This window comes from Paucibacter sp. TC2R-5 (assembly GCF_025717605.1).
Lineage (GTDB): Bacteria > Pseudomonadota > Gammaproteobacteria > Burkholderiales > Burkholderiaceae_C > Paucibacter_A > Paucibacter_A albus.
Genome location: NZ_JAJIRQ010000007.1, coordinates 14,455 through 30,934 on the forward strand (window position 1 = coordinate 14,455; position 16,480 = coordinate 30,934).

The 16,480-nt window shown below is 62.1% G+C and carries 11 protein-coding genes; 5 read left to right on the forward strand and 6 right to left on the reverse strand.

Annotated elements, in window-relative coordinates:
• Positions 1-128 precede the first annotated feature (128 nt).
• The 4 genes from LNV08_RS16320 to LNV08_RS16335 form a co-directional block, all read right to left on the reverse strand.
• Entirely contained in the window at positions 129-1,241 is a 1,113-nt protein-coding gene (locus tag LNV08_RS16320; RefSeq protein ID WP_263534793.1) for a glycoside hydrolase family 5 protein, read from the reverse strand.
• Positions 1,241-2,956 carry an MFS transporter gene (locus LNV08_RS16325; RefSeq protein WP_263534794.1) on the reverse strand — a complete coding sequence of 572 codons (1,716 nt, stop codon included), beginning with the start codon at positions 2,954-2,956 and terminating at the stop codon, positions 1,241-1,243. Before LNV08_RS16325 ends, LNV08_RS16320 begins: the two co-directional genes overlap by 1 nt.
• 21 nt (positions 2,957-2,977) lie before the next feature.
• Positions 2,978-3,967: a glucokinase gene (locus LNV08_RS16330; RefSeq protein ID WP_263534795.1), complete on the reverse strand. Its 990-nt coding sequence runs from the start codon at positions 3,965-3,967 to the stop codon at positions 2,978-2,980.
• Positions 3,968-4,046: 79 nt separating this feature from the next.
• Positions 4,047-5,417 (reverse strand): GH1 family beta-glucosidase, encoded by a 1,371-nt coding sequence (locus LNV08_RS16335; RefSeq protein WP_263534796.1) that lies wholly within the window; start codon positions 5,415-5,417, stop codon positions 4,047-4,049.
• 457 nt (positions 5,418-5,874) lie between these two features.
• On the opposite strand from LNV08_RS16335, the gene LNV08_RS16340 reads away from it, so the two are divergent.
• The 5 genes from LNV08_RS16340 to LNV08_RS16360 all read left to right on the forward strand — a co-directional run bounded on the left by LNV08_RS16340 (position 5,875) and on the right by LNV08_RS16360 (position 14,719).
• Complete coding sequence (locus LNV08_RS16340; protein WP_263534797.1) at positions 5,875-8,952, forward strand: TonB-dependent receptor; 3,078 nt, start codon at positions 5,875-5,877, stop codon at positions 8,950-8,952.
• A 74-nt stretch (positions 8,953-9,026) separates the two neighbouring features.
• Entirely contained in the window at positions 9,027-10,640 is a 1,614-nt protein-coding gene (locus LNV08_RS16345; RefSeq protein ID WP_263534798.1) for a tryptophan halogenase family protein, read from the forward strand.
• A gap of 40 nt (positions 10,641-10,680) precedes the next feature.
• Positions 10,681-11,382 carry a SapC family protein gene (locus LNV08_RS16350; protein ID WP_263534799.1) on the forward strand — a complete coding sequence of 234 codons (702 nt, stop codon included), beginning with the start codon at positions 10,681-10,683 and terminating at the stop codon, positions 11,380-11,382.
• Between the two features lie 4 nt (positions 11,383-11,386).
• Positions 11,387-12,400, forward strand: a complete 1,014-nt coding sequence (locus LNV08_RS16355) for a cupin-like domain-containing protein (protein ID WP_263534800.1) — start codon at positions 11,387-11,389, stop codon at positions 12,398-12,400.
• 21 nt (positions 12,401-12,421) lie between these two features.
• Entirely contained in the window at positions 12,422-14,719 is a 2,298-nt protein-coding gene (locus LNV08_RS16360) for a tryptophan 7-halogenase (protein WP_263534801.1), read from the forward strand.
• 35 nt (positions 14,720-14,754) lie between these two features.
• On the opposite strand, the gene LNV08_RS16365 is transcribed toward LNV08_RS16360, so the two are convergent.
• Positions 14,755-15,831 (reverse strand): LacI family DNA-binding transcriptional regulator, encoded by a 1,077-nt coding sequence (locus LNV08_RS16365; RefSeq protein WP_263534802.1) that lies wholly within the window; start codon positions 15,829-15,831, stop codon positions 14,755-14,757.
• A gap of 162 nt (positions 15,832-15,993) precedes the next feature.
• The gene (locus LNV08_RS16370; protein ID WP_263534803.1) at positions 15,994-16,368 is read right to left on the reverse strand and encodes an HU family DNA-binding protein; all 375 of its coding nucleotides are present in this window, start codon (positions 16,366-16,368) and stop codon (positions 15,994-15,996) included.
• Positions 16,369-16,480: the final 112 nt, after the last annotated feature.

A 16,480-nucleotide genomic window follows, 5' to 3' on the forward strand; every position in this document is an offset into this window, starting at 1 on the left:
TCTGATGATTGCCCGCCTGATTGGATGCCGGTTTGGCCCTCAAATCTGGCCGACTCAGTCCAGCTGTGACATCCGACACACTCGCGCCAGCAAGTTCGTGAGTGCGGGAAAACATCGACTCAGCTGGACTATTGTTTGTTTTCCTTCAGCATCACGGCCCGGAAATGCCGGCCCTGCAGCGTCGGCTCGTAGCGCCAATCCTTGATCAGCTGCGGCGCCCAGTCCGGGTCAAACACCCAGGCCACCCAGCTGATCCCTTTGCCGCCCAGATAGTTCGTGATGCGTGGGCCGTAGCTGCCATCGTCAATGACGGGAATATGGGCGCCTTTATCGCCTGCCAATTGGTAGCCAATTTCGGTCGCGATCACCGGATAGTTATCCGCGACAAAACCCCAGTCGCGTTGCCAGTTTTCTTCATAGGGCGCCGCCACCTTCATCGGATAAGGATGGCTCACATAAGCGACCTGCTTGCGTTCTATCGGCGCCATCGCCACCGGGCTCAGGTCATAGGCCCAGTTGAAGCCGGCCACCAAAGAAATTGCATCGGCGTTGTGAGCCTGGATGATGGTGATCGCCTCTTCGTTGATCGCCTTCCAATCGGCCCAGCTGACGACACCCAGCCGCCCGCCAAAGACGGTCGGTTCATTGAATACCTCATACATGGCGACCGCATGGACGCCCTTGTAGCGAGCCGCCACGGTGCGGAAGAAATCAAAGGTTTCGCCTTTGCTGGTGGCATAGCTGCTGTTTTGAAACAGCTCGGACTTGAGATTGCCGATCGAGTGCCAATCCACAATCACATACATGCCCAGCTCGTTGATCCACCGCACGGACTGATCCAAAAGCGCCAGATAGCCCTTTTTGCCGCGCCGCTGCCAGGCCGAGGGGTGAACAGGAATGCGCACCACATTGGCGCCCCAGGACTGGATGGCCTCAAAGTAGGCGCGGCTGAACTGGCCTTGCGCCTCGAGCTTGTCCGGGTCAGACATGTTCACGCCGCGAAACACGACGACGGCGCCCTGCTCGTTGACAAACTTATTGCCCTGCACCTTCACCAAGGGCAGCTGGCGGGCGCTTGCGCCCAAGTCAAAGCTCGGCAAGTCCTCCGTGCTGTTCCACCAGCCCGGGCTGTTTTGCCAGGCCTGCGCATGTGTTGATGCGCCACCGTCCGCGAAGGCAAGGCCGGAAGAACCGACCAAGCAGGCCAGCGCGAGCAGGAAGCGGCGCTTAGCGAACTTCATCAGGCCAGCAGGCGCTGTGCGCAAAAAACCAGCACCGCGAGCGACACTGCGGCGCTGATCAAGGTGGCGATCTTGGCGCCCTGGGCGTTGCCCGAATAATGCTTTTCACCGGTCGGCCCAGCAAGCCGCGCCGCCTGGGCCGCGAGCACAAAGGTCCGGCGTGCAAAAAAGGCCTTGGGGCACAGCAGGGCCAATAGGAGCAGCAACTGCGTCAGACCCGTGCCAGGCTCGCCCCCTTGCAGCGAACCCAGCACTTTGGCGTCGGCAATCAGAATCACCAAGATGCCCAGCATTGCGAACATCGAAGCACGCCCCGCAATAGCCTGCACTTCTTGCTCCACGGCACTCAGCCGCGTCGGGTCGTCCACCGTCAGCTGCACGCCGCCGGCACCCGCGTCGAAGACTGAGCGCGTCTCATCTTCTTGCTGAGGGAAGGGTGCTCGCCAAGCCGCCAAGACCGAGGGCACTGAAGCCAACATCACCAGCAAGAAGAAGCTGGAGAAACCCAGCCATTCGGCCAAAGGGCCGGAAATCATCGCCGTGGGCACCAGCACCAGATTCATCAGCGCGGTGGCAAAGGCGTAATGCGTCATCGTCGAGCGCCCCGGCGCCAACTGCTGCATCAGATAGACCATATTCCCAACCATGCCAAAGCCATAGCCGAACTTTTCGATGCTGACCAGGGTCACGACGGCGCTGTAGTCCAGGCCATGGCCGGCCGCCGCAAAGTGGCTCATCAACACAAAGGTGAAGTGCGGGATGTTAAGGCTCAATCCCAGTATCCAGAGCGAGCGCCGCAGGCCCAGCTTGCCGGCAAAGGCGCCGCCGAGCAGGCCGCCCACGATGCTGGCGAGCGTGCCGTAAACAGCGTCGATATCGCTGACCTGGCCCGCGCTCAAGCCCAGACCACCTTGCTCGGTGCTGCTTTGCAAAAAGAGCTGGCCTTCCATCAGGATCAGCCCTTCGCCCAGCCGATACAGAAAGACAAAGGCAATCATGCCCCAGAAGGCGCGCTTGTGAAAAAACGTTGTCGCCGTGCCGCTGAAGTCACGCCATACTTGTGCGGCTCCGCTGGGACGCGCCGCCACGCTGCCGGTCGGCAACATCAACAGGTGATACAGCGCCAGCAGCCCCATGGCAGCGGCGCAGCTCAACATCACATGGCGCCACATGGTTTGATCGGACCAGCCCTGGGTGGCCTGCAGCTTGAACAGCAGAGAGATCAGCAGCCCGGTCGCCAAGACCTTGCCCAGCACCCAGAACGCGCCCTGCAGCCCGGCAAAACGCGTCTGCGCGGTTTTATCGAGCGCAGTCAGGTAGATCCCGTCCGCGCAGATGTCCTGGGTCGATGAGGCGAAGGCCGCCACCCACAGCAAGGCAATCGCGATCTGGAAGAAGCCCGGCTCGCCGACCGACATGGCGATGGCCGCAAACAAGAAGCCGCACAGCAGTTCCATCGTCAGCACAAAGAAGCGCTTGGTCCGGTACATGTCCAGAAAGGCTGCCCACAGCGGCTTCAAGGACCAGGCGATGCCTATGCTGCCAACCGCCACGGTGATCTGGCTGTCCGGAAAACCCAGCGACTTGAACATGCGCACCGAAGTGCCGTTGATCACGTTGTAGGGAATGCCCATGGCCAAGTACAGCGAGGCGACCCAAAAAATATTGCGCAGCGCCGAGAGAGGCGCCGCTTTGACCGGCGATGTGGGCTTCATTGAGCTCGAAAAGTCCATTGTTCAATGCGCCGTATCAAGGTCAAGGGCGCGGCATGCACCTTGCAAGGCCGCCTGCTCGCTAGAGCGTACGACATAGCTCGGGATGTCGCTCAAATAAGCCCGGAACCGTCCTTTGGCCTCAAAGCTGCGGCGGAATTTTGACTCGGAAAACCTGGCGCCCAGCCGCGGCACAATGCCCCCGCCGATATAGACCCCGCCTCGAGCGCCCAGGGTCAGCGCCAGATTGCCGGCCACGCCGCCGAGCAAGCTGCAAAACATCTCCAGCGCGGCGTCGGCCATCGCATCGCTGCGCGCCAACGCGGCCTGCGTCACCTGCTGAGCCGCCAAAGCCTCCACGCGCACTCCATGCAACTGCGCCAGGGCCAAATAGAGATTCTCCAACCCCGGCCCCGACAAGGCCCGTTCGGCCGACACATGGCCGAAGCGCTGCTGCAAGATGTCCAGCACCGCCTGCTCTTCGGGCTCGTAAGAACTCAAGGTCACATGGCCGCCCTCGCCGCCCAGCGGTACCAGACCAGCGCCATAGGCCGGCACCAGGCCCGACACGCCCAGCCCTGTGCCAGGCCCAATCAAGGCGATCGGCGCGCCGGGCACCGCTTGGCCCGTGCCTAGCTGGCAGAGCGCGTCGGCATGCAGCGTCGGCAGGGCCAGGGCTAGCGCCGAAAAGTCGTTCAACACCAGCAAGCGCTGCAGCCCCAAAGCCTCTTGCATGGCCTTGATCGAAAAGGTCCAAGCATGGTTGGTCATGCGGATATGGTCACCGGTGACCGGCGTGGCGATACCGATCGCGCTGGCGCGTGGCCGCTCCAGGCCCTCGCGCCAGAGGTGATGGCAGATCGCGTCACAGAGCGATTCAAAATCGGCACAGGCATAGCTGCCGGTCTGCTGCAAGGGGCCGTTAGCGCTGAGCTGGCTGGCGAAGCGAACATTGGTGCCGCCCACATCGGCGAGCAAGCGCGGAAAGCCTTGCGAGGCCGCGGAAGGATTCATGGGGTTCGCTTTCTGGGCCGGCTGCGTGGGCTTGTGCATTTGCTGCTGTGCCAGGATTGACTGCGTCAGCGCAGCCCGCTCAGGCGCCGCCACGACTCGCGCTCCCGAAGGCCTCGATCAACGCTCGGTACCAATGTGCGCTGGCCTTGGCCACGCGCTGCTGATTGCTGTAGTCCACATGGAAGATGCCGAAACGCTTGAGGTAGCCCGAATTCCATTCGAAATTATCGAGCAAGCTCCAGTAGAAATAGCCCCGCACATCCACCCCCATATCCATCGCCTGCGCCAAAGCGGCCAGATGCGCTTTCAGATAGGCAATGCGTTCGACGTCCATCACCTGCCCGTCCACCAGTTCATCGGCATTGGCCATACCGTTTTCGGTGATGAAAATGGGCGGCGGCGAGTACTCGCGGGTGATGCGCACCAAATGCTGGGTCAATGCCTTGGGGTAGATTTCCCAACCCATATCGGTGAAGCCCAGCTTGCCCGGCGCGGGTACCGCCGGTGTCTGCGTGCTGATAAAGCTGCGGGTGTAGAAATTGACCCCCAGAAAGTCCAGCGGCTGCTGGATCAGGGTCAGGTCTTGCGGCTCTATCTGCGGGGCGTCTTCGCCCAGGTGCTCGATCACATCGGCCGGATAGCTGCCGCGAAAAATCGGGTCCATATACCAGCGCACATTCAAACCATCATCGATACGCGCTGCCTGGCGATCGGCCTCGATCGGCTCGGCGGGAAATGCCGGCGTGTGGTTCAAGACCACGCCGAGTTGCGTCTGCGTGACGGCGCGCATCGCTTGGATCGCCGCGCCATGCGCCATCATCAAATGATGCGAAACCTGCATTGCTGCTTTGCGGCTGCGCATGCCCGGCGCAAACTGGCCGGTTTCATAACCCAAGGTTGCCACACACCAGGGTTCGTTCAATGTCGCGATGCTGGCGACCTTGGCGCCAAAGCGGCGGGCCACTTCGGCCGCATAGGCGGCAAAGTGCGGCACGATCTCGCGCGACAACCAGCCGCCCATGCTGTCATGCAGCGCTTGCGGCAAGTCCCAGTGATAGAGCGTGACATGGGGCTTGATACCGGCCTCTACCAAGGCGTCAATCAGCTGATCATAAAAAGCAAAGCCGGCTTCGTTCCACGCGCCTTCGCCCAAGGCCTGCACACGCGGCCAGGAGATAGAGAAGCGATAGGCCTCCAGGCCCAACCACTTCATGCGCGCAATGTCTTCGCGGAACAAGTGGTAATGGTCGCACGCCACATCGATGTTGGAGGCATCATTGATGCGCCCTGGCTCGCCGCAGAAAGTATCCCAAATCGATGGCCCCTTGCCGTCGAGCGCCGATGCACCTTCTATCTGAGCCGCACTGGTGGCTGAGCCCCATTGAAAGCCGGCAGGAAAGTGCGTCGCCAAGTTGGTGTCTGCGGGCTTGAAATTGTCGTTGGCTGTCATGGGTTCGGGTTTCAAATTAAGGCGGCGCTCTTTGCGATGGTGCGCGGCCATAATAATTAAAAAAAGACAACGTTGTCAACGAGAAATAGACAACGCTGTCGTTTACCCCTATTCGCACATACAAAAGCCCAGGGTGCCGATAACGACGGCATTCTGGCTCTGCACAAGGGGCTGTTGTTTTTTTCAACTAGGGGAAAACGACAACGCTGTCATATCGCCGTTGACAACGTTGTCTTTTGATTCGTATCATGGCCTCGCCTTGTCAAAGGGAAGCGCCCGAGGGCGACGACCGGAGCAAGTCCAGAGGAACTCATAGAAGCGACCCGCGTGGCAAACACCATGCGCTAAACGACACTGCATCCAAGGTCTCAAATGGCCGCGGTTGCACCCTCTCCATCAAACCGCAGTGGATGGAAATCCAGTTCACGGTACCCAGCGCAGAATCCATAGGAGACATATGAAAAGAGCTCAGTTCCAACACCGTCCGAGCACGATCGCCCAGCGGCGTGCCCTGAACGTGAAACCCGTGGCCAGCGCTTGCGCGGCCTTGTTGACTCTGTTTGCACCCGCCAGCCAGGCCCAGCAAGCAGCCACACCCACCCTCGCTGCCGATGCGCAGCAACTCGACACGGTGGTCGTCACCGGCATCCGCCGATCGCTCGAATCCGCCGTTTCGCTCAAGCGCGAAAACCACGGCGTGGTGGACGGCATCGTTGCGGAAGACATCGGCAAGTTCCCAGACACCAATCTGGCGGAATCGATGCAGCGCATCTCAGGCGTGTCGATCGAACGCGGTCAAAGCGGTGAAGGATCCCGCGTCACCGTGCGCGGTATCGGCGCCGACTTCAATATGGTGCTCTTGAACGGCCGTCAAATGCCCGGCGCCTTGCTCAATAGCGCCGAGGGCGGCAGCTCAGCCAACTCGTCGCGCGCCTTCGACTTCTCCAATCTCTCGTCCGACTCGGTCTCGGCGATCGAGGTGTTCAAGACCAGCCGCGCCGCCAAGCCGGCCGGCGGCATCGGCGCCACCATCAATATCAAGACCGCGCGTCCACTCGACAGCAAAGAACGCATCGCCAGCTTCTCCGTCAAGGCCAATCACGACGCTTCCAATGATCGCCTGCCCGAGATGTATCAAGGCAGCAGCATAACGCCTGATCTGTCCGGCATCTACAGCGACACCTTTGCCAACGGCACCATAGGCATTTCGATCAGCGGCAGCTTCTCGCGGCGCGATTCCGGCTCCAACAAGGCCTACACGCAAAACGGCTGGCACCCCTTCCTTGGCGACGAGAGCGGCTGGGGTGCGATTCCGAGAAAGGGCGAGCCCGGTTACGAGCAAATCACCAACCGTCCAGGCCCGAATACTTTGTACTCGACGCCGGTGGACCTGCGCTATGCGTTGACCGCCTTGGAGCGCGAGCGCACCAACGGCCAATTGGTGCTGCAATACGCGCCCAGCAAAGACCTCAAGTTCACGCTTGACTACACGATGGCCGACAACACGGTCAACAAGAAGAACGTACAGGTCGGCACGTGGTTCAATTTCCAAGGCGGCCCTTCGGCCTGGACTGACGGCCCGGTCGCTGGCCCGATTTCTTACTCGGCCTTGTTCCCGGCCAAGGATCATGACCTCGCCATCGACGGTGGTCAGTACGGCGAAAAGGCGAAGAACCGTTCCACCGGCTTCAACGCGGAATGGAAGATCAACGAGCAACTGAACGTGGAGCTCGATGCACACAGCTCCACCGCCAAGACGGGGGCCAACAGTCCTTACGGCACTTATTCTGTGATCGGCTCGGGCATGTTCAGCCAAGGCGATGCCATCGGCTATTACAACCAGGACATGCCCATCCTGAGCCTGCCCAACACGGTCTTTGACACCAACAAGATCCAGGTCGCCGGCACCCGTTTTGACAATGCCTTGAGCGATCAGAAGATCGATCAGGCCCAGTTCCGGGGCGCCTACAAGCTCAGCAGCGACGACAAGCTGAACTTCGGCATCTCCAGCACCAAGGTGAACAACCGCTCGGCCTCCGTCAACCACCAAAACGGCGACTGGGGCGGTGTCGGCAAGCAAGGCGATTACGCCGCCAGCTTGTTCAATACCGAAAGCCTGCCGAGCTATTTCGGCCAGGTCAAGGGCAGCGACGATCCGCGCCTGCTGCAGAAGTTCTACTCCTTTGATTTCAACGCCATGCGCGCCCGCGCGATTGAAATTGCGATGAAGTCGGGCACCTCCAGCCACCCCACACCGCTGACGCGCGAGGAAGCAGAGGCCTACTTCGCGGCCTATACCGACTTCACCAAGGGCGCCGACCTGCGCACGACGGAAAAGTCGACCAGCGGCTTCTTGCAATACGACCACAGCTTCGACACCGCCATTCCGATGAGCGTGTCGGTCGGCGTGCGGCGCGAATCGACCAAGGTCGAATCCAGCTCGCAAGTGCTGTCGCTGACGGGTGCCAGCTGGGGTTCTTTGAACGAGATCTCGGTGCAGTCCGGCGGAACGACCTTCGGTTCATCCAGCGGCAAATACAGCTACTGGCTCCCAAGCATCGATTGGGATGCCGACCTGACGGCCAATATGAAGCTGCGCGCCAGCTACGGCGAGACCATAGGCCGCCCCGGTTGGGCTGCGCTCGCAGGCGGCGTGACGGTGGGTGACACGGCCAACGCAGGCGGCGGCACCGGCTCCACCGGCAATGCCGCGCTGCTGCCACTGCTGTCCAAAAACTGGGACACCTCGCTTGAGTACTACTACAGCAAGTCCAGCTATGTGGCCGCAGGTCTGTTCCGCAAGAACATCACCAACTTCATCTCCAGCACCACGGTCAGGCAGCCGGTCGGCCAGGTTCACACGCCGATTGGGGGCAAATACTACCTTGCGGCAATAGCCAGCGGCTGCTCGGCCACCGATCCCAAGTGCCAGCGCAACTACATCTTCAACAACTTCAACGGCCAGCCGGGTGTGACCAAAACCGGCGTCAATGCGGCCGGCGAAATCCAGGGCACCATCGTGGGCCAGGCGACCGATCCCCTGTTGCAATTTGCGGTCACCACGCCGGCGAATGCCAAGGGCGATAACCTGAGTGGCGTTGAGCTGAACGCGCAGCATCTGTTCGGCAACTCCGGCTTCGGCGTCGCGGGCAACTACACCCGGGTGTCATCCGGACTGTCCTACGACAACCACAGCACGGCTGCACAGTCGGCCTTGGTCGGGGTGAGCAACTCCTACAACCTGGTGGGCTTTTATGAAGGCGGAGGCTTCTCGGTGCGCGGCGCTTACAACTGGCGCGGCGAGTTCCTGGCGGCAACGACCGATGGCGCCGGCAACAACCCTATCTACACCGAGCCCTATGGTCAGATGGACATGACGATCGCCTACCGGATGACGAAGAACCTGACCTTCCAGGCTGACTTCCTCAACCTGAACGACGGGGTTATCCGCCAGCACGGCCGCACCAAAGAGCAGCTAGTATCCGTGACTCAAACGGGCCGCCGCTATCTGGTGGGGGCACGCTACTCGTTCTAAACGGCAAGCACACCGAACCGGCATGGCCCTCAAAAGGCCATGTCGGTTCGGGTCCGTATAGAAGCAGTCCTACAGTGATCGCGAGACTTGATATGACGGAAGCGGTGCGGCGCATCGTAGTGTTGGGGGGCGGCTCGGCGGGTTGGCTGAGCGCAGCCTTGTTGGCCGCAGAACATGGTGGTTTGGAAGACGGCAAATTGCAGATCAGCCTGATCGAATCGCCCAACGCTCCCGCCATCGGGGTGGGTGAAGGCACATGGCCCTCGATGCGCGAGACGCTGCAGCGCATCGGTCTGCGCGAGCTTGACCTGCTGCGCGACTGCGACACTGCCTTCAAACAAGGTTCGCGTTTCGACGGCTGGGTCAATGGCGACGTGAGCGGCGAGGCCAGCGACAAGGCCAGCAACAAACAGTCCGACCGCTATTACCACCCCTTCTCGCTGCCGCAGGGCCATGGTGAGGTCGATCTCGTGGGCGCCTGGCTGCACGCCGGCACCGAGCAGGGCTTTGCGCAGGATTTTGCGTTTAGCGTGAGCCCTCAACCCCTGGTCTGCGATGCGAGCTTGGCCCCCAAGCAAGTGACAACGCCAGAATTCGGCGGCGCCCTCAACTACGGCTACCACTTCGATGCCGTCAAGCTGGGCGTCCTGCTGCGCAAGCACGCCACCGAGAAACTTGGCGTGAGGCATGTGGCCGACGAAGTCACCCAGGTGCTCACCCATGAAAACGGCGACCTCAAAGCCCTGCAGACCCGCAGCCACGGCGCGATCGAGGGTGATCTCTTCATCGACTGCTCGGGCCTGAAGGCCTTGCTGATTGGTCAGCACTACGGCATCGGGCTGCGCTCGCAACAGCATGTGCTGTTCAATGACAGCGCCTTGGCCCTGCAAGTGCCCTACTCCGATACACAGGGCCCGCTGGCCTCGGTCACGATCGCCACGGCCCATGCCGAAGGCTGGACCTGGGACATAGGCCTGCCCAGCCGGCGCGGCGTTGGCCTGGTCTACTCCAGCACCCATACCAGCCGCGAGGCAGCAGAACTGGCGCTGCGCCAGCATATTGCCCGCAGCGGCGGCCCGGCCGCGGCCGAGCTGCCCAGCCCGCGCCACATCCCCTTCGCGCCGGGCTACCGTGAACGCTTCTGGCATCACAACTGCGTGGCGGTGGGCCTGTCCTCAGGCTTTATCGAACCGCTGGAGGCCTCGGCACTCGCGCTGGTCGAGTTGTCGGCCGCGATGATCCGCGATGAGCTGCCCGCTACCCGCGCCGATATGGCCCTCGTGGCCAAACGCTTCAACGAGGCCTTCGACTACCGCTGGGCCCGCATCATCGACTTCCTCAAACTGCATTACGCCTTGAATCAGCGCAATGACGCCGACTACTGGCGCGAGCATCGCCAAGCGGCCTCCATGCCCGAACGCTTGGGCGAGCTGCTGCAGCTGTGGCGGCACCGGGCCCCTTTGCGCGGCGATCTGTTTCGCGTCGACGAAGTGTTTCCCGCCGCCAGCTATCAATATGTGCTTTACGGCATGGGCTTCAAACCGCAGCTGCCGCCCCCCCGCGCGAACCGCCTGGCACAGGCGCAAGCCTGCTTCCAGCAGGTGAGCAGCGCCAGCAAACGAATGCTGGGCGGCCTGCCGCGCCACCGCGATTTGATACGCCACATCCAGGCGCACGGCATGACCTAAGCACCAAGCCAAGCCCCCTATTCACCCCAACTGATACGCCATGCAAAACCCACAACTGCTCGACAACATCACGCACAAAGACCTGCGCATCATCACCCGCCGTGGTGCCGAATGGGGTGACGCAAGGATGTCCTGTATCGCCACACCGGACGAGTTTCGCCGCCTGCAGGTGCATTACCCCATCGTGTTTCAGAAGAACGATCAAGGCGCGATGCAGCCGCTGGCCCTGTTCGGCCTGCAAGAAGGTCAGAACCTTTTCCTCGGCCCCGAGGGCTGGACGGTGCCTTATGTGCCCCTGGCCATGCAGCGCGAGCCTTTCATGATTGGCGTCAACGAGGATGAGCTCCGGATGCTGGTCGATATGGCCAGCCCGCGCATCAGCCAGGGCGCCGAAGGCGAGGCGGTGTTCTTGCCGCTGGGCGGCACAAGCGAGTTTCTGGAACATGCCAACTCGGTGCTGAAGACCTTGCACGAAGGCTTGCAAGCGACGCCCGCCTTCATAGACGCCCTGCTCGCGCATGAGTTGCTGGAGCCCTTTGTCCTGGATGTAGAGCGGCCAGACGGCTCGCATGGCCGCTTGGTCGGCCTGTACACCATCCATGAAGAGCGCCTCGCGGCCCTGGACGAAAAGACGGTGGGCCTGCTGCACCAAGCGGACTATCTGATGCCCATCTATATGGCCGTGGCCTCGCTGTCCCATTTACACACGCTGATCCGCCTGCAACTCGCACGCGAAGCTTGAAGCCATGAGCCGACCCATGCTCGAGCGCAGCGACATCCGCGCCGACGCCTTGCCCGCCGATCTGCTGCAAAGCACCGAGCCGGTACTGCTGCGCGGCTTGGTGCGCCATTGGCCGATGGTTCAGGCTGCGCAGCAATCAGATCAGCAGTTCTGCGACTACCTGCGCGGCTTTGGCGCCGCCGGTGCAGCCACCAAGGTCGGGCTGTGGCGCGGCGCGCCGGCCATCGAAGGCCGATTCTTCTACAACACCGATTTCAGCGGCTTCAACTATCAGCGCGAGATTGCCGGCTTCGGCGCCCTGCTGGACGAGTTGCTGGCGCAGGCGAAAGTGGCGAATCCGCCCGCACTCTATCTGGGCTCCACCGAGCTTGACGGCTCCTTCCCCGGCCTGCGCCAAGCGAATGACTTGCCGCTGAATGTGGCCGAGCCCTTGGTCAGCCTGTGGCTGGGCAATCGGGTGCGCGTGGCCGCCCATTTCGACCTGCCCGACAACATCGCCTGCGTCGTCGCCGGGCGGCGTCGCTTCACACTGTTCCCGCCCGAACAGGTCGCCAATCTATACATCGGCCCCCTGGACCTGACCCCGGCCGGTCAAGCCATCAGCCTGGTCGATATTGCCAAGCCAGACTTCGAGCGCTTCCCGCGCTATGCGCAAGCGCTGGCGCAGGCACAGACGGTGGAACTGCTGCCTGGGGACGCGGTGTTCATCCCCAGCCTGTGGTGGCATGCGGTGGAGGCGCTGGAGCCTATCAGCGCGCTGGTGAACTTCTGGTGGCGGCAAAGCCCTGCCTTTATGGACTCGCCAATGAACACCTTGATGCTGGCCCTGATGACGCTGCGTGAGCTGCCGCCGGCCCAGCGCCAAGCCTGGGAGGCTTTGTTCGATCACTATGTTTTCCACGCGGACGCACAAACCGCCGCCCATATCCCGCCCCACGCTCAAGGCGTGCTGGCACCCATCACGCCGGACCGTGCGCGCCATCTGCGCTCGGTGCTGCTGAACCGACTGAATCGCTAGTTAGTGAGTGAGGCCCTGCCCATGAACCCCTCGACCCAAACATCAACACCAACACCTTACGCCTCCAAGCCCGTGCGCCGCATCGTCATTGCCGGCGGCGGGACCGCCGGCTGGATGGTGGCCGCCGGCCTGTCCAAAAGCTTGGGCCGCCTGTACGACATCCGCCTGATCGAGTCGGAAGAAATCGGCACCATAGGCGTCGGCGAAGCGACCATCCCGACCCTGCATTTCTTTCACGAGATCCTCGGCATCGATGAGCGCGAATTCATGGCCGCCACGCAGGCCACCTTCAAGCTGGGCATCAGTTTCGAGAACTGGCGCAATGTCGGCGAGCATTACTTCCACTCCTTCGGCACGACCGGCAAGCCACATTGGACGGCCGGCTTTCAGCATTTCTGGCTGGAGGGCCGCAAGCGTGGACTGGCCAGCGACTATGGTGACTATTGCCTGGAGTTGCGCGCGGCGATGGACAATCGTTTTGCCCATCTGCCCAACACCGGCCTGAACTACGCCTACCACCTCGACGCGACGCTCTATGCCCAGTATTTGCGCCGTTACTCCGAGGCCCTGGGCGTGCGGCGCATCGAGGGCAAGATCGTCAAGGTGCACAGCGACCTCAGCGGCGAGGCCAGCCATGGCGGCATCACCGGGCTGAGCTTGAATGACGGCTCGCTGATCGAAGGCGATCTGTTCATCGACTGCACCGGCATGCGCTCACTGCTGCTGGGCGAGACCCTCGGCGTGGCCTATCAAGATTGGTCGGAATGGTTGCACTGCGACAGCGCCGTGGCCGTGCAGACCGCCTCGGTCGGCGAGGCCGTGCCCTACACCCGCTCGATCGCCCACCCCTGGGGCTGGCAATGGCGGATTCCGCTGCAGCACCGGGTCGGCAACGGCCTGGTCTTCAGCAGCCGCCATCTCGACGACGAGGCGGCCAAGGTCGCACTGCTGGCCAATGTGCAGGGCGAGGTGATGCGCCAGCCGCGCGTCATCAAGTTCACGCCGGGCCAGCGCGAGCTGGTATGGAAGCGCAATTGCGTGGCCATCGGCCTGTCCAGCGGCTTTTTGGAGCCACTGGAGTCCACCAGCATTCACCTGATTCAACGCGGCTTGACGCGCTTGATTCAGATGTTCCCGGCCGATGGCATTTGCCAAAGCGATATTGACGAATACAACGACCAATCGCGCCGCGCCATCGAGACGATTCGAGACTTCATCATCCTGCATTACCACGTCAACAATCGCACCGATGCCAAACTCTGGCGTGATTGCCGCGAGATGGCGGTGCCTAACTTGTTGGCCCATCGCATCCAGCTCTTCAAGGACTCGGCACGGGTTTGCCTCGACTCCGACGAGCTGTTCCGCGATAACTCGTGGATTCAGGTGATGATGGGCCAGGGCATTGCGCCCAGCGCCCACCATCCGGTGACACGTCAGATGAATGACGCCGACCTGGGCGAATTTCTCGGCGAGATCCGCAAAGACGCCGCGCGCAGCCTCATCAAGCTGCCCAAGCATCAGGACTATGTCGGCCGGTTCTGCGGCGCGCCCAAGCCGGCAACAACCAGTCCGTCAGCAGCCCCCAAAGTCAACACCTCTTCCGGCCCTGCATTGCTGCTGAATCCCAAGCCCCATATTCAAACCATCCCGCTGAGCAACGGTCAAGAAGTCTTCGTCATCGATGACTTCGTGCAGGACCCGGATGGCTTGGTGCGCTTGGCGCAGTCGGTCTCGAATCAGTTCCACAGACCTGCCGGCCACCCCTACCCTGGCCCGCAGCTGGACTTACCCGCCGAGATGGCCGCGCAGCTTGACGACTACTTCCGCCACCATCTGCGCGCCCGGCTGCAGGCCGGCCCTCCTTTGGGCATGTATGGCCGCTTTTCGCGCGTCACCCAAGAAGCCAGCACGCTGGATGCCCGCCAGCGCACCTGCCACCGCGATGACTCTGGTTTGGAGCCCGGGCAGATGATGTGCGCGCTCGTCCACTATTTGTTCGGGGATGAGCGGCTGGGCGGCACCGTCTTGTTCCGCTCGCTGATGTCCGAGGCCGACACCCAAAGCTTTCTGGCCGACGCAAAAAGCCTGAGCGGCAGCGACTTCGGCAATAAATATGGCATACCGGCGGGCTATATGACGCAGAGCAACCGCTACTTCGAGGTGATTGGCCGCGTGCCGGCCAAATGGAACCGCGCGGTCTTTTACGACGGCAGCATCTTCCACTCCGGCGACATTCAGGCCGCCAGCGCAGCCTACCAGGCGGGCCTGGGGCGCTTGACCGTCAACGCTTTCTTCCAGAGCGCCAAGCTGGCGGCTTGAGGGCGCGCCCGCCGCCCTTGCCCATCCCCCTCGATTCAGACCTTCTTCGGCGCAAGGTGCGGATGTGCTGATGGGTGCAGGGCGCGGCTGGAGTCCCGCACCAGCAGTTGGTGCGGCAGCACCCGGTGTGAGCTTTGCGGCGTCGCCGCCTCGGCGTCATTGCCCTTGGCGGTGATCAGCATTTCCACCGCCACGCTGGCCATCTCGTGCGTCGGCTGGCGCACGGTGGTCAACGGCGGCCAGACTAGGCTGGCTGCGCTGGAATCATCGAAGCCGGCAATCGACAAATCGGCCGGCACGTTCAACCCCAAGCGCTGCGCCGCAGCCAGCACACCCAAAGCCATATCGTCATTGCTGGCAAAGACGGCCGTAGGTCGCACGCTGCGGCTCAGCAGCTTGTGCGCCCCTTCCACGCCGCTGGGGAAGGTGAAGTCGCCCTCCCACACCAGGCTCTCTTCAACCGTCAGATCATGGGCCTGCATGGCACGCACAAAGCCCCGGTAGCGCAGCTCCGAGGCCGCCTGATCGGGTGCGCCTCGGATGAAGCCAATGCGTTCATGGCCCAGGCTGATCAACAAGTTCGTGACCTCTTCGGCGGCGAGCTCGTCATCCATGCGCACGCTGAACTGATCGGCCGGCTCTTGTCCAGGCGAAAGCAGCACAAAAGGCGTTTCGTTGTCGCGCAGAGCCTGCAGAACCTTGGGGTTATCACACAGGGGCGGCGTCAAAATCATGCCGTCCGGGCGCAGCGCCGAGACCATGCGGTCAACCTGGTTGTAGATGTCCGGAGCGTCGTTGTGCAGAGACTCCACCACCAGGTGGTAGCCTGACTCTCGGCAGCGCAGCGTCGCTCCCTGCTGGACCCCGCCGACAAAGGCTGCACTGGGGTCGTAATAGAGCAGGCCGATCAAAAAGGAGCGCCCGCCGCCCATGCTGCGCGCGGCCAGCTTGGGCCGGTATTTCAGTTCGGCCACGACCTTGAGCACTTGCTCACGGGTCTTGTCCTGCACGCCGGCTTCCTTGTTGAGCACGCGGGAAACGGTCTTGATCGACACGCCGGCTTGTTCGGCCACATCAACAATCGTCGGGCTAGACCCTACTTTGCTTGCCACTGGTCGCGTCCTTGCTCAACATAGAAGCCCGCACTGTGCCACAGCAGCGCCAAAAAAAACGGCCGGGCACCTACAAAGGTGCTCGGCCGCTGTTGGTCTGCTTGTGCCTGCCATTTGCCTGCCATGTGCCTTCTGACACCGGCGAGCCCATGCGCTAGCAGATTACTTCTTCGCCTTCTTCACGGCAGCCTTGGCGGCTGGCTTGGCGGCTACAGCCTTGGCTGGAGCGGCTGCCACCTTGGCGGCCTTGCGGGCAGCGGCCTTCGGGTCAACAGCGGCCTTGAAACCGGCGCCGGGTGTGAACTTAGGCAGCTTGGCAGCGGCGATCTTGATCTTGTCGCCGGTGCTCGGGTTGACGCCGGTACGCGCTGCGCGGGCATGTTGCTTGAAGGAGCCAAAGCCGGGGATAGCCACGGCGCCGCCCTTTTTCACGGTGCTAACCACTGCTTCAAGCAGGGTCTCGAGGATACGGCCGGCTTCGGCCTTGGTCAGCTCATGCTTGGCAGCCAGGTGTGCAATCAGTTCGGTTTTGTTCATTCCAGAATCTCTTCTCACGGTGGAACCCGACGATCTCGGGCCTCGCCATTTTCACCCAAACCGCGCGATTGCCGATGGGCAGCCGCATGAAACAAGGCTCAAGACGGCAATC

Bases quoted from the DNA above. Each gene is read 5' to 3' on its own strand.
- LNV08_RS16320 (WP_263534793.1), bottom strand. From the start codon at position 1,241: ATGAAGTTCGCTAAGCGCCGCTTCCTGCTCGCGCTGGCCTGCTTGGTC.
- LNV08_RS16325 (WP_263534794.1), bottom strand. From the start codon at position 2,956: ATGAAGCCCACATCGCCGGTCAAAGCGGCGCCTCTCTCGGCGCTGCGC.
- LNV08_RS16330 (WP_263534795.1), bottom strand. From the start codon at position 3,967: ATGAATCCTTCCGCGGCCTCGCAAGGCTTTCCGCGCTTGCTCGCCGAT.
- LNV08_RS16335 (WP_263534796.1), bottom strand. From the start codon at position 5,417: ATGACAGCCAACGACAATTTCAAGCCCGCAGACACCAACTTGGCGACG.
- LNV08_RS16340 (WP_263534797.1), top strand. From the start codon at position 5,875: ATGAAAAGAGCTCAGTTCCAACACCGTCCGAGCACGATCGCCCAGCGG.
- LNV08_RS16350 (WP_263534799.1), top strand. From the start codon at position 10,681: ATGCAAAACCCACAACTGCTCGACAACATCACGCACAAAGACCTGCGC.
- LNV08_RS16355 (WP_263534800.1), top strand. From the start codon at position 11,387: ATGAGCCGACCCATGCTCGAGCGCAGCGACATCCGCGCCGACGCCTTG.
- LNV08_RS16360 (WP_263534801.1), top strand. From the start codon at position 12,422: ATGAACCCCTCGACCCAAACATCAACACCAACACCTTACGCCTCCAAG.
- LNV08_RS16370 (WP_263534803.1), bottom strand. From the start codon at position 16,368: ATGAACAAAACCGAACTGATTGCACACCTGGCTGCCAAGCATGAGCTG.